This is a genomic window from Streptomyces griseus subsp. griseus (assembly GCF_003610995.1).
Classification (GTDB): domain Bacteria; phylum Actinomycetota; class Actinomycetes; order Streptomycetales; family Streptomycetaceae; genus Streptomyces.
In genome coordinates, this window is record NZ_CP032543.1 from 208,286 (window position 1) to 221,033 (window position 12,748).

Below are 12,748 nucleotides of genomic sequence, written 5' to 3' on the forward strand. Positions count from 1 at the left end.
CCGCCACCACCGCTGCGCCCTCCCCGGCCCGTCCAGTATGGCGGCCTCCTGGCGGAGCGGTACGCGGCTGGGCCGGGTACCCGGGCGGCGCCGGGGCGCGTAACAAGATCGGAAACAATGGTGCGACGCTCCGCCCTTCCGTGGCAAAGGGCCGTCGCGGCACGGTGGAGCGAACGGAGAGCGGGGAGATCATGCCCGGATGGGGGCTGCTGGTGGAGCGGAACCTGGGGCTCGGCGGCCGGCGCCGGGTCTGGTCGGCCGGCGTCATGGACCATGTGGACGGCACGCGCGAGGAGACGCTGGAAGCGCTGCGGCAGCGGGCCGAGGGGTACGAGCCGGTGCATCCGGCCGGTCCGAAGCGGCGGCGGCTCTACCGGGAGCGCGACGGGTTCGTGCTGGTCCTGGACGGGGCCCGGCGGGTGATGCGGGCCGGGGCGGTCGGGCCGACGAGTCCGAGGCGGCCGCCCGGTCCGTGGTAGCCGCCGGGGACGGACCCGGGGTCGGCCGCCGCGTACAGCAGCGCTTCCGCGCCCTGCTCGGGGAGTTGGAGGGCAGCACGGTGAAGGAGTTGAGCGGAGAGCGCTTGGGCTTGTCGCGCCCCAGGCTCGCGCCCGCCGTCTGGAGGCTGGTGCGGGTGTGGCCGGGGTGGGCGCCGGCAGCCGGCCGGGTGGCCGCCGTCCTGGCGGACTCGCTCGCCGCCCGGCCGGTGCTCTGCGACCTGATCAGCGCCCAGGCGGCGGAGCTGGAGCGGAACGTGTCGGCGGAGGAGGCGGCCCAGGACGAGCGCGCGGCCCTCGCGCACGCGACGGAGCCGGGGCGCCTCATCGGGGAGTACGTACCCGAGCTGGACGACCACCGTGCGGGCCGTGTGGCGGCCGGAACGCTGCTGGTGCGGGGCGATCTGGACCCATGACCAGCCGTCGGCGGCGGTGTCGGCCGCCTATGAGGCCGACCCGCAACTGGCGGCACTACGGCTGGACTTCACGCCGCGCCGCGCGAGATGGTGCAGGTGCTGCTGGCGCGGGGGTGAGCGGGGGGCACGGGCCGGGGAGAACCTCGCCCGGGCACGGCCCACGGGGCTGGGGAACAACCGCTCCCCCAGCCCCGTACGACGCATCAGGTACGACGCACGGCAGGCAGGGCGTACGACGCTCCCCCATCAGCCCTCACGCACGCCGCGAGGTGCCCCCATGAGCGCCCGTCAGCGCCCCACGTACGCCGCGAGGTGCTCGCCCGTGAGGGTGGAGCGGTCGGCGACCAGGTCGGCCGGGTGCCCTCGAAGACGATCCGGCCGCCCTCATGACCCGCGCCGGGCCGAGGTCGATGATCCAGTCGGCATGCGCCATGACCGCCTGGTGGTGCTCGATGACGATCACCGACTTCCCGGACTCCACCAGGCGGTCCAGCAGCCCGAGCAGCTGCTCCACGTCGGCCAGATGCAGACCGGTGGTCGGCTCGTCGAGGACGTACACACCGCCCTTCTCGCCCATGTGGGTGGCCAGCTTCAGCCGCTGGCGCTCGCCGCCGGAGAGCGTGGTGAGCGGCTGGCCGAGGCGGAGGTAGCCGAGGCCGACGTCGGAGAGGCGGTCAGGATCTTGTGCGCGGCGGGGTGCGGGCCTCCCCCTCGGCGAAGAACGTCTCGGCCTCGTCCACCGACATCGCGAGCACCTCGCTGATGTCGCGGCCGCCGAGGTGGTGGTCGAGCACCGAGGCCTCGAACCGCTTGCCCTCGCACTCCTCGCAGACCGTGGCGATGCCCGCCATCATCGCCAGGTCGGTGTAGATGACGCCGGCGCCCTTGCAGGTGGGGCAGGCACCTTCGGAGTTGGCGCTGAACAGGCGGGCTTCACGCCGTTGGCCTTGGCGAACGCCTTGCGGATGGGTTCGAGGAGCCCGGTGTACGTGGCCGGGTTGCTGCGCCGGGAGCCGCGGATCGCGGTCTGGTCGACGGAGACGACGTCCTCGCCCGCCGGGATCGACCCGTGGATGAGCGAGCTCTTGCCGGAGCCCGCGACCCCGGTGACCACGCAGAGCACCCCGAGCGGGATGTCGACGTCGACATCCCGCAGGTTGTGTGCGCAGGCGCCGCGGATCTCCAGGGTGCCGGAGGGCGTGCGGACCTTCTCCTTGAGGACGGCCCGGTCGTCGAGGTGGCGGCCGGTGAGGGTGCCGCCGGCCCGCAGCCCCTCCACCGTGCCTCGAAGCAGACGGTGCCGCCCGCGCTCCCGGCGCCGGGGCCGAGGTCGACGACATGGTCGGCGATGGCGATGGCTCCGGCTTGTGCTCCACGACGAGTACGGTGTTGCCCTTGTCGCGCAGCCGCAGCAGCAGGTCGTTCATCCGCTGGATGTCGTGCGGGTGCAGACCGATGGTGGGCTCGTCGAAGACGTACGTGACATCGGTGAGCGAGGAGCCGAGGTGGCGGATCATCTTGACGCGCTGTGCCTCGCCGCCCGACAGCGTGCCGAGGGCCGGTCGAGGAGAGGTAGCCGAGGCCGATCTCCACGAACGATTCGAGGGTCCCGAGCAGCGCGGCGAGCAGCGGTGCCACCGAGGGCTCGTCCAGCTCACGCACCCAGTCGGCCAGATCGCTGATCTGCATCGCGCAGGCGTCGGCGATGTTGATCTTCCCGATCTTCGAGGACCGGGCACCCTCGCTGAGCCGGGTGCCCTCGCACTCGGGACAGGTGGTGAAGGTGACGGCGCGCTCCACGAAGGCGCGGATGTGCGGCTGCATCGCCTCCTTGTCCTTGGAGAGGAACGACTTCTGGATCTTGGGGATGAGTCCCTCGAAGGTGAGGTTGACGCCCTCGACCTTCACCTTGGTGGGCTCCCGGTGGAGGAAGTCCCGCATCTCCTTCTTGGTGTACTCGCGGATCGGCTTGTCCGGGTCGAGGAACCCCGACTCGGCGTAGGTCCGCACGGTCCACCAGCTGTCCGACTTCCAGCCCGGGATGGTGAACGCGCCCTCGGCGATCGACTTCGTGTCGTCGTACAGCTGGGTGAGGTCGATGTCGGAGACCGTGCCGCGGCCCTCGCAGCGGACGCACATGCCGCCGGTACGGGTGAAGGTCTGCTTCTCCGTCCTCGTCCCGGCACCGCGCTGGACCGTGATCGCACCGCTCGCCTTCACCGAGGCAACGTTGAAGGAGAACGCGTTGGGCGAGCCGATGTGGGGCTTGCCGAGCCGGCTGAAGAGGATGCGGAGCATCGCGTTGGCGTCGGTGGCCGTGCCGACGGTGGAGCGGGGGTCTGCGCCCAGCCGCTGCTGGTCGACGATGATCGCCGTCGTCAGACCTTCGAGTACGTCGACCTCGGGGCGGGCCTGCGTCGGCATGAAGCCCTGGACGAAGGCGCTGTAGGTCTCGTTGATCAGCCGCTGCGACTCCGCGGCGATCGTGTTGAACACCAGGAACTCTTGCCGGAGCCGGAGACCCCGGTGAACACCGTCAGCCGGCGCTTCGGGATCTCGATGTCGACATCCCTGAGGTTGTTCTCGCGCGCCCCGTGCACGCGGATCACTTCATGGCTGTCGGCGACCGGCTGCGCGGACGACCGCGATCCGGTTCTCTCGGCCTTGCTCATCGTCTCTCCATCTGTAGCGCGGGGCCGCCGCCCACGGCGGCCCCGGCTTGCTCTCGCTCACTTTCGAACAGCGCGTTCTATTCTCGCCGACCCGGTCCCGTCCGGCAGCGGAACCGGCCCACCGACGGGCTTCAGCTCCTGCGCGGCTGGTTGAAGCGCAGCATGTTGCCGGCCGGGTCGCGGAAGGCGCAGTCGCGGACCCCGTACGGCTGGTCGATCGGCTCCTGGAGCACCTCACCGCCCGCGGCACGGATGCGTTCGAAGGTGGCGTCGACGTCGTCGGTGGAGAAGATGACGCCGCGCAGCAGGCCCTTGGCCAGCAGCTCGGCCATGGCCTGCCGGTCGGCGGCCGGGGCGTTGGGGTCGGCGAGCGGCGGTTCGAGGACGATCTCCACGTCCGGCTGCGCCGGGGAGCCGACCGTCACCCAGCGCATCCCCTCGAACCCGACGTCGTTGCGTACCTCCAGGCCGAGAACGTCCGGTAGAAGGTGAGCGCCTTGTCGTGGTCGTCGACGGCGATGAAGGTCTGTGCGAGCTTGATTTCCATGTGCTTCACGCTACGGACGGGGCGGGGGTTTCGCTTCTCCATTCCTGACCGGTCGCGTGTGGATCTTGGCGACGCAGGCCGGGATGGCGGCACCGTCCTCGTGCGACCGCGCCCGGTAGGCACTGGGGCTCACGCCGACCAGCTCGGTGAAGCGGGAGCTGAAGGACCCCAGCGACGTACATCCGACCGCGAAGCAGACCTCGGTCACCGACAGGTCCCCGCGGCGCAGCAGCGCCTTGGCCCGTTCGATCCGCCGGGTCATGAGATAGCTGTACGGGCTCTCGCCGTACGCGCCCGGAAACTGCGGGAGAAATGCCCCGGCGACATGAGCGCACCCCGCGCCAGCGCCGGTACGTCCAGCGGCTCCGCGTACTCACGGTCCATCCGGTCACGGGCCCGGCGCAGCCGGACGAGGTCCTCCAGCGTCACCCGGCCATCGTCCCACGGGGGCGAGTCGCGCGAGGGGCGCGAGCCGGCCACCGGACCTCAGTTGACGCCCCTGAGGTAGATGCGACTGGTGCTGTCGTCCAGCCGGTGCACCGCGATCCTCAGAGCGTTCGGATCCCGTCGCAGACATTGCAGACGCGCCCCTCCAGGACGTCGGACAGCGCCTCGGGCTCCGTGAGCTTGAGGCGGGAGAAGGGAGCCGTGGGAGTGACGGGATCGGGCCGGGGCGCGTCACGCTGTCTGAGCTGCCTCTCGGGCCCGAGCTGAGGGAAGCTGTCGCCGCCAACGCTCCAGTCACAGATCGCGGATCTCCGGCCCGGACCGTCACCCGGCTTGAAATCTCCGTCCGGGCCGGTTCTCCGCGCCGCAGGCCCTCACCGCCGCACCCGAGGCATCCCCAGCCCGATCCAGGAGATGATCTCGCGCTGGATCTCGTTGTTGCCGCCGCCGAAGGTGAAGATCACCGCCGACCGGTAGCCGCGTTCCAGTTCGCCGTGGAGTACCGCGCCGGCCGAGCCCTCCTTCAGGGGACCCGCCGAGCCGACGATCTCCATCAGCCAGGCGTAGGCGTCGCGGCGGGCCTCGGAGCCGTAGACCTTGACGGCCGAGGCGTCCTGGGGGGTGAGGGTGGCGTTCTGGAGGGCGGAGACCATCTGCCAGTTGAGCAGTTTCATCGCGTCCAGGCGGGTGTGGGTGCGGGCCAGGCGGGTGCGGACCCAGGGGAGGTCGATGACGCGGCGGCCGTCGGTGAGCTTGGCTTCGGCGGCCCAGCGCTGGACGTCGTGCAGGGCGCGGACCGCCATGGTGCCGTGGGCGGCGAGGGTGACGCGTTCGTGGTTGAGCTGGTTGGTGATGAGCCGCCAGCCCTTGTTCTCCTCGCCCACGCGGTGGGTGAGGGGGACGGTGACGTTCTCGTAGTAGCTGGCCGTCGTGTCGTGCGAGGCGAGCGTGTTGATCAGGGTGCAGGAGTAGCCGGGGTCGCTGGTGGGGACCAGGAGCATGGTGATGCCCTTGTGCGGCGGGGCGTCGGGGTCGGTGCGGACGGCGAGCCAGACCCAGTCGGCGGTGTCGCCGTTGGTGGTCCAGATCTTCTGGCCGTTCACGATGTACGCGTCCCCCTCGCGGACCGCGCGGGTCCTGAGGGCGGCGAGGTCGGTGCCGGCGTCCGGTTCGCTGTAGCCGATCGCGAAGTCGATCTCCCCGGCGAGGATCTTCGGGAGGAAGTACGCCTTCTGCTCGCCGGTGCCGAACTGCATGATCGTGGGTCCGACCGTGTTCAGCGCCATCAGCGGCAGCGGTACGCCCGCCTGGGCCGCCTCGTCGAAGAAGATGAACTGTTCCATCGGGGTCAGCCCCCGGCCGCCGTACTCCTCGGGCCAGCCCACACCCAGCCAGCCGTCGGTGCCGAGCCGGCGGATCGTCTCGCGGTAGAAGCGCTTCTGGGCGGCGGGTTCCGCGTAGCGGCTGTAGGCGTTGTCGGGACCAGACCGGCGAAGTACGTACGCAGTTCGGTGCGCAACTGCTCTTGCTCAGGTGTGTATTCGAGGTGCACGGCCCTCCAGAGTCTCGCGGCTGCGTCGCCCGTGTGCGGCGGCGCACACAGTAGAACGTGTTGCAAGAATCTGGAAGGGCCGTCACGCGCCGTTCGGTGTCAGCGCTTCACCGCGCGCAGGACCACGAACTTCGCGTCGCCCGCGACCGTGGTGCAGTTGCCGAAGATCCGGCGCAGATGGGTGTGGTACGAGAGGTGCCGGTTGCCGACCACCCAGAGTTCGCCGCCCTGCCGCAGCGCGGTGCGCGCGCTGACGAACATCGTGCGGGCGGTGGCGTCGGTCGTCGCCATGTGGGAGTGGAACGGCGGGTTGTTCAGCACCAGGTCCATGGTGCCCGGGGCGATGTCCGAGAGTCCGTCGCCCACCAGGAAGTCCGCCTTCGCGCCCTCCGGCGCGCCCAGGCGGAACGTCTCTTCGGCGGAGGCGACGGCCCCGTACGACTCGTCGACGAACGTGATGTGCGCGTCGGGGTTGGCGAGCGCCGCGGAGAGGCCGAGGACGCCGTTGCCGCAGCCCAGGTCCGCGACCTCGACGGATCCGCCGCGGGTGGGCAGGTGTTTCAGGAAGAAGCGGGTGCCGACGTCCAGGCGCTCGGCGCAGAAGATCCCGGCGTGGTTGACGGTGGTGCGGCCCGAGGCGGGTCCCACGTCGCCGGGCAGCTCGTACCGGTACGGCCAGGGGCTCGGTGTACGCGGCAGCTCCAGGTCCGGGGTGCTGAAGATCAGCCGCGCCTTGCGGACCGCGAGGGAGGTGCGGGTCGGTCCGACGATCCGCTCGAAGAGCTTGAGGGTCGAGGTGTGGATCTCCTTGACCATGCCGGTGCCGATGACGACCGTGCCGGCGTGGAGCGCGGGGGCGATCCGCTGGAGCTGGTCCTCCAGGAACGCCAGGGACTTGGGCACCCGGACCAGCAGTACGTCGATCCGGTCCGGCGGGGTGTCGCGCGAGGACAGCAGCGTCACGGCCTCCGGGTCCAGGCCGTTGCGCTCCAGGTTGGCCTGGGTGGCGCGCCGGGCGAGGTAGGAGTCGCTGATCTGGACGGGCCGGTGGGCGGCCAGCGCGGTGGCCAGGGCACCCCACCGGTCCCCCACGACGGCGACCGTGCCCGTGAGGTCGACGGGGCCCGTCCCGGGATCCGTCAGCTGGCGGAGCAGGTATTCGTCGGCGGCGTCCCAGGCCCGGAAGGGGTCGCTGGGGTGCTCGGGGAAGCGGGCGAGCTCGAAAGTGCCCTGTGAGGTCGTCAAACGGTTCATATGTCACTCAGGCTAACCGAGGAACCGGGGGCGCCCCACACGCTCCCCGGCCCCTCGGTCGTATCGCCCTGCCTGCCGCACCGCCGGACCGCTCCCGCCCGGTCCACGGTCGGGCCGGGGCTCCGTCAGGGCAGCTGTCGGTCGAGGGCGGAGCGCCCCTCGTCAGCCAGCTTGCGCCGCGCCCATTCCAGGTTCTCCGGGGTCAGGTCACGCCCGGAGGCCAGCACCACGTCCTCCGCGCTCGGTGTGTCGCTCGCACCCGTGTGCAGAAGCCGGTCGGGGGTGACACCCGACGCCTCGGGCACAGCCGCGGATACGGATTCGGGGTCTTCGCTCATGCCGCCTCCTCCTCGTCCTTGCGGCAATTCTCGCGCCACGCGGGCCGGGGCGCATCCGAGGAGGCCGGAAACCGGTGGGCCACCCGGGAGAGTGAACCGGTCATTGGGCCGCACGAGGAGTGGGCAGAAGCGGAATGTCGGTTCTCACCTCTTGAGGCGGTGCCCAATGCTCCACGGCGTCGACGTCAGCGCCTATCAGCCCTCCTACGACACGGAGGGCCTCGATTTCGTCTTCATCAAGTCCACCGAGGGCCGCAGCTATGTCAATCCACGTCTGGACGCCCAGGTGAAGCGGGCCCGGGACGCCGAGTGCGTCGTCGGCTTCTACCACTTCCTCTGGCCGGGGGAGATCAAGGACCAGGTGGCGTACTTCCTGAACAAGACCCCGGAGAAGGAGGGCGATCTGCTCGCCGTCGACTGGGAGCAGACCGGCGGCGGGACGCGCGCGAGCAGCGCGGAGAAGGACCGCTTCATCCGTGAGGTGAAGCGGGAGCGGCCCGGCCACCGGGTCCTCCTGTACTGCAACCGGGCCTTCTGGCGCACCCATGACACCAGCGACTACGCGGGCGACGGGCTGTGGATCGCGGATTACGTCTCCGCCGGCAAGCCGCGCATCGAGGCGTCCTGGCGCATCCATCAGTACACCGACGACCCCCTCGACAAGAACGTCGCCGACTTCGACTCGGTGCGGGCCCTGCGCGACTGGGCCTCCGCCGGATAACGGCCTTCCGGGCCCCCTGGGACAGGGACGTTCCAGGGGCCCGACCAGGCCCAATCTTGACCTGCACATGATAGGTACACAGCGTTCACACGCGGGCCACGGTGCGTGTGGAAGGCTCCCGCGTACCAGACATCGCACGGCCACCCCGACGAGCGCCCCGACCCGGGGCCGGCGTCGTGGTGGCCGCGTTCCGAGAGGACACCCCACATGTCCCGTCGCTCTCCGCTCTACGCGCGTCCACTGCTGGCCACCGCGGCCGCCGTCGCCCTCCTCGCGGGCACCGCGGCAGCCGCGCCCGCCGCCGACACCCCGCCCGACCGCCCCGCCACCCTCGCCGCAGCACTCGACGACACGTACTACCAGGACGCCCTCGGCAAGACCGGCACCGAGCTCAAGGCCGCCCTGCACACGATCATCAGCGACCAGACCAAGCTCTCCTACAGCCAGGTGTGGGACGCGCTCAAGGCCACCGACGAGGACCCCGCCAACTCCTCCAACGTGATCCTCCTCTACACCGGCCGCTCCCAGTCCAAGAACGACAACGGCGGCAACGCCGACCAGTGGAACCGTGAGCACGTCTGGGCCAAGTCGCACGGCGACTTCGGTACGGCCACCGGCCCGGGCACCGACATCCACCATCTGCGGCCCGAGGACGTCTCGGTCAACTCCGCCCGGGGCAACAAGGACTTCGACAACGGCGGCAGCGAACTGGGAGAGGCCCCCGGCAACTTCACCGACGGCGACTCGTTCGAACCGCGTGACGCGGTCAAGGGCGACGTCGCGCGCATGATCCTCTACATGGCCGTGCGCTACGAGGGCAACGACTCCTTCGCCGACCTCGAACCCAACGACCAGGTCGGCAACGGCTCCGCCCCGAAGATGGGCAAGCTGTCCGTGCTGAAGCAGTGGAGCCAGGAGGACCCGCCGGACGCCTTCGAGAAGCGGCGTAACGACGTCATATTCGAGCAGTTCCAGCACAACCGGAACCCGTTCATCGACCACCCCGAGTGGGTCGGGGCCATCTGGTAGCCCCGGCCCCGGATCACTCCTCGCCGGCCAGGGCCTTCGCGCTGCCTTCCACCGCCGCCTCACGGGTCGCATAGCGCGGCAGGTCCTGGCCGATGCCCTCCCGGACGACGTCCGGGGGGCCCAGCAGATCACGCGGGTCGACGACCGCCGCGCGCCGGCCGTCGGCGGAGAGCCGGCCGAGACCGATGTGCAGCATCCCCAGGGCCACCGAGTCCACGGCGGTCACGTCGTGCAGGTCCAGCACGACCGAACCCTTCCCGTCGACCCCGGACTCGTCCAGCGCGTACAGCACGCGTTCGGCCGCCGTGAAGTCGATGGCCCCCTGTGCGGCGACCACTCCGACCTTCTCGTGCAGGACCCTCTCGTGCTCGGCCGAGGGCGCGGAAGGCAGGTCGTCCGCGGTGGTGACGAGGCTGACCGTGGAGCCGGGCAGCGCGGGGTTGAGCATCAGGTGGAGCCCGTACCGCTCCGAGAGCGCCCTGAGCGCCGCCTGGCCGCGTACCGAGTTGCCGGTGGTGTCCAGCGGCGGGCTGTAGGTGGCGAGCCCGAAGCGGGCGGGGCCGACCGCGATGAGGCCGCCGGAGACCCCGCTCTTGGCGGGCAGCCCGATCCGCAGGAGCCACTCCCCCGAGCCGTCGTACATGCCGCAGGTGGCCATGACGGCGAGCACCCGGGCGGCGACCTCCGCGGAGACGACCTGGTCGCGGGTGACCGGGTTGACCCCGCCGTACGCGAGCGTCGCGGCCATCGTCGCGAGGTCGAGGGCGGTGACACGTACCGCGCACTGCCGGAAGTAGCGGTCCACCGCGAGGACCGGGTCGACGGGCATGGTGCCGGTGGCGCGGATCAGGTACGCCAGCGCCCGGTTGCGGTCACCGGTCATGGACTCCGAGGTGAACACCTCCTCGTCCACGTCCAGTTCGCGCCCGGCGAACCGGCCGAGGCAGTGCAGGATGCGTTCGAAGGCGGGTTCGCCGGGGGTGTCGGGGATCAGGGCGGTGGTGACGATGGCCCCGGCGTTGACCATCGCGTTGGCGGGCCGGCCGGTGCCGGGCTCCAGACTGATGGCGTTGAACGCGTCGCCGCTCGGCTCGGCCCCACCCACCGGCTCACCTCGTCCAGACCGAGGACGGAGAGCGCGAGGGCGTAGATGAACGGTTTGGAGACGGACTGGAGGGTGAAGGGGACCTCGGCCTCGCCCGCGCTGTAACGGTGGCCGTCCATGCTGACCAGGGCCAGTCCGAAGGCGTCCGGGTCGGCGAGGCCCAGCTGCGGGATGTAGTCGGCGGGCCGGCCGCCGGGCAGGTCGGCGAATTCGGCGCGCATCCTGTTGAGCGAGTCGGTCACCGCGTCGGCGGCACTCATCCGCGCCGCCCCTCAGCCGCGCTCGGCCTGGGCGACCCGCGGGAAGGTCTTCACCCCGGCGGCCTTGCGGCTGTTGGCCTGGACGTCGACCGTACGGCCCGGCGGGGCGTCCTCCTCCCCGACGACCACCGTGTCGAGGACCTTGTCCTGCGCGTCCACGAACTCCACCTTCACCGCGTAGAAGGCGGGTGCGTCCGTGGGGTTGGTGATCCGGACGCGGGCGCTGCGGACCTCTTCCGACGCGGCGACGGGCAGCCCGCTCACCGAGACGTCGGCGACCGCGTTGCCCCGGCCCTCGACGCCTTCGAGCCGCTTGGCGGCCTCCTGCCGGACGCGTTCGGTCTCGGCGGAGACGGAGGCGGCGAAACTCTGCTGGGTGCGCGGGCTCCGCTCCTGGGACGGCGACCCCGTCGGCTCGGAGGGCGCGGACGGCGACTCCGCGTGCTCGGAGTGCTCCGGCGTCAGCGTCCGCACGGAACGGGAGGTGCCCTCGCTCGTGGTGTCGGAGCCGCAGGCCGCCGTGGTGGCGGCCAGCAGGGCGGCGGCCACGGCGGGGACCAGGACCCGGGCCCTGCGCGGGGAGGGGTTCGCTTTCACGGACGGTCCGTCCAATCGGGGGATGAGGAGAGGGCGAGCGAGAAGGAGGAGGCCGCGAGCGTGGACGTCGCGCGCACCTCCCACAGCCGATGATCACCAACTCGCCCATACTAGGATCAAAAGGTATGAATTGACTCGTCGAAGCATCCGCTTCATACGGGAGCGGGTTCGAGCCCTGGGAGGGAACGATGGACACGGACGCCCTGACCGCCGACCTGTTGCGGGAGCTGCGGGCGAGCCGGCCCTATCCGGCCCTGTCCCTGACCATGCCGACGCACCGCACCGCCCCGGACAACGCCCAGGACCCCGTGCGGCTGCGCAACCTGGTGGCGGAGGCGGTCCATCGTCTGGAGGCCGATCCCCAGGTGAGCAAGGAGAGCGCAGCCGCCATCAAGGCCGAGCTGGACCGGGCGGTCGACGAGGTGGACCCGCGCCGGGCACTGGACTCGCTGGTCGTCCTGGCCACGGCCGATGAGCACCAGGTCTGGCAGCTGCCGCGCACCGCGCCCGAACGGGTGGTGCTCAGCGACAGCTACCTCACCCGCAACCTGGTCGCCGCGAAGGCCCAGGCCCGTCCTTACTGGGCGCTCACCCTCGCCGCCGACCACGCCACCCTGTGGAACGGCACGGACGGGGACGTCGAGGTGCGTGAGACGGGCGGGTTCCCGCTGACCGCGCCGAAGGAGCCGCCCAACCCGCAGCGCGAGGAGCGGATCGGGGACACCCCGAGCACGTTCACCGACGAGGACACCCGGAACTTCTTCCGTACGGTCGACGAGAAGCTGCGGGCCCTGCTGGCCGCCGACCCGCGCCCGCTGTACGTGATGGGGCTGCCGCCCGCCCTCTCGCTGCTGGACGACGTCGGCGAGAGTACGAAGGCGGCCGCCGGGCGGGTGGCCAAAGGCGCACCGGCCGACCTGCCGCCCGCCGATGTCCTCAAGGAGCTGAGGCCCGCGCTGGAGGAAGGGGCCCGGCAGGCCACGGCCGACGTGGAGCGGCGTCTCGACAACGCCCGCAGCGGGCACGCGTTCGCCGGCGGGCTGGACGAGGTGTGGGCCGCCGTCCGGGAGGGCCGGGTGGGGCTCATCGCGGTGGAGGAGCACTTCCAGGCCACCGTCCGGGTGACCGACGGGCATCTGGAGCCGGTCCCCGAGGGGACCACGCAGTCGGACGACCCGGAGGTCCGCGAGGACATCGTGGACGAGCTGATCGAGGCGGCGCTGGACGGCGGGGCCGATGTGGTCTTCGTCGAGGACGACTCCCTGGCCGAGCACGGGCGGATCGCGGCGGCGCTGCGGTTCTGACGGGATCGG

General features: G+C 71.2%; 8 protein-coding genes and 5 pseudogenes. 5 read left to right on the plus strand and 8 right to left on the minus strand.

From position 1 onward, the window contains the following. The first annotated feature begins 140 nt into the window (after positions 1 to 140). Both D6270_RS00985 and D6270_RS32675 read left to right on the plus strand, forming a co-directional pair. Positions 141 to 479, plus strand: coding sequence for a hypothetical protein (locus tag D6270_RS00985; RefSeq protein ID WP_158650564.1), 339 nt, complete (start codon positions 141 to 143; stop codon positions 477 to 479). Further along, positions 473 to 913, plus strand: coding sequence for a hypothetical protein (locus tag D6270_RS32675; protein ID WP_225976742.1), 441 nt, complete (start codon positions 473 to 475; stop codon positions 911 to 913). Before D6270_RS00985 ends, D6270_RS32675 begins: the two co-directional genes overlap by 7 nt. Before the next feature lie 288 nt (positions 914 to 1,201). On the opposite strand, the pseudogene D6270_RS01000 reads toward D6270_RS32675, so the two are convergent. The 6 genes and pseudogenes from D6270_RS01000 to D6270_RS01025 form a co-directional block, all read right to left on the minus strand. Further along, a pseudogene (locus D6270_RS01000) lies at positions 1,202 to 3,585 on the minus strand (ATP-binding cassette domain-containing protein). A gap of 131 nt (positions 3,586 to 3,716) precedes the next feature. Continuing rightward, positions 3,717 to 4,132, minus strand: a pseudogene (locus D6270_RS01005) (VOC family protein). A gap of 10 nt (positions 4,133 to 4,142) precedes the next feature. Further along, a pseudogene (locus tag D6270_RS01010) lies at positions 4,143 to 4,561 on the minus strand (helix-turn-helix transcriptional regulator). Positions 4,562 to 4,953: 392 nt separating this feature from the next. After that, positions 4,954 to 6,131: pseudogene (locus D6270_RS01015) on the minus strand (acyl-CoA dehydrogenase family protein). 99 nt (positions 6,132 to 6,230) lie between these two features. Then, on the minus strand, positions 6,231 to 7,385 hold the full coding sequence (locus tag D6270_RS01020; protein ID WP_109167676.1) for a methyltransferase: 1,155 nt from the start codon (positions 7,383 to 7,385) through the stop codon (positions 6,231 to 6,233). A gap of 125 nt (positions 7,386 to 7,510) precedes the next feature. Continuing rightward, positions 7,511 to 7,723, minus strand: a complete 213-nt coding sequence (locus D6270_RS01025) for a hypothetical protein (RefSeq protein WP_109167675.1) — start codon at positions 7,721 to 7,723, stop codon at positions 7,511 to 7,513. Positions 7,724 to 7,889: 166 nt separating this feature from the next. Here D6270_RS01025 and D6270_RS01030 point away from each other — a divergent pair, with 166 nt between their 5' ends. Together D6270_RS01030 and D6270_RS01035 are read left to right on the plus strand one after the other, a co-directional pair. Next, positions 7,890 to 8,444: a GH25 family lysozyme gene (locus D6270_RS01030; protein ID WP_109167674.1), complete on the plus strand. Its 555-nt coding sequence runs from the start codon at positions 7,890 to 7,892 to the stop codon at positions 8,442 to 8,444. A gap of 207 nt (positions 8,445 to 8,651) precedes the next feature. Beyond that, a complete protein-coding gene (locus tag D6270_RS01035; protein ID WP_109167673.1) occupies positions 8,652 to 9,473 on the plus strand; it encodes an endonuclease I family protein in 822 nt (273 codons plus the stop codon). A gap of 13 nt (positions 9,474 to 9,486) precedes the next feature. On the opposite strand, the pseudogene glsA reads toward D6270_RS01035, so the two are convergent. Both glsA and D6270_RS01045 read right to left on the minus strand, forming a co-directional pair. Continuing rightward, positions 9,487 to 10,838: pseudogene (glsA, locus tag D6270_RS01040) on the minus strand (glutaminase A). Positions 10,839 to 10,850: 12 nt separating this feature from the next. Next, positions 10,851 to 11,435, minus strand: a complete 585-nt coding sequence (locus D6270_RS01045) for a hypothetical protein (protein WP_109167671.1) — start codon at positions 11,433 to 11,435, stop codon at positions 10,851 to 10,853. A gap of 188 nt (positions 11,436 to 11,623) precedes the next feature. Between D6270_RS01045 and D6270_RS01050 the strand changes: the two genes are divergently transcribed. After that, positions 11,624 to 12,739, plus strand: coding sequence for a baeRF3 domain-containing protein (locus D6270_RS01050; protein ID WP_109167670.1), 1,116 nt, complete (start codon positions 11,624 to 11,626; stop codon positions 12,737 to 12,739). The last annotated feature ends 9 nt before the right edge of the window (positions 12,740 to 12,748 follow it).

Excerpts from the sequence above, each read along its gene's own strand:
- D6270_RS01020 (WP_109167676.1), bottom strand. The coding sequence starts at position 7,385 with ATGAACCGTTTGACGACCTCACAGGGCACTTTCGAGCTCGCCCGCTTC.
- D6270_RS01050 (WP_109167670.1), top strand. The coding sequence starts at position 11,624 with ATGGACACGGACGCCCTGACCGCCGACCTGTTGCGGGAGCTGCGGGCG.
- D6270_RS01035 (WP_109167673.1), top strand. The coding sequence starts at position 8,652 with ATGTCCCGTCGCTCTCCGCTCTACGCGCGTCCACTGCTGGCCACCGCG.
- D6270_RS01030 (WP_109167674.1), top strand. The coding sequence starts at position 7,890 with ATGCTCCACGGCGTCGACGTCAGCGCCTATCAGCCCTCCTACGACACG.
- D6270_RS01025 (WP_109167675.1), bottom strand. The coding sequence starts at position 7,723 with ATGAGCGAAGACCCCGAATCCGTATCCGCGGCTGTGCCCGAGGCGTCG.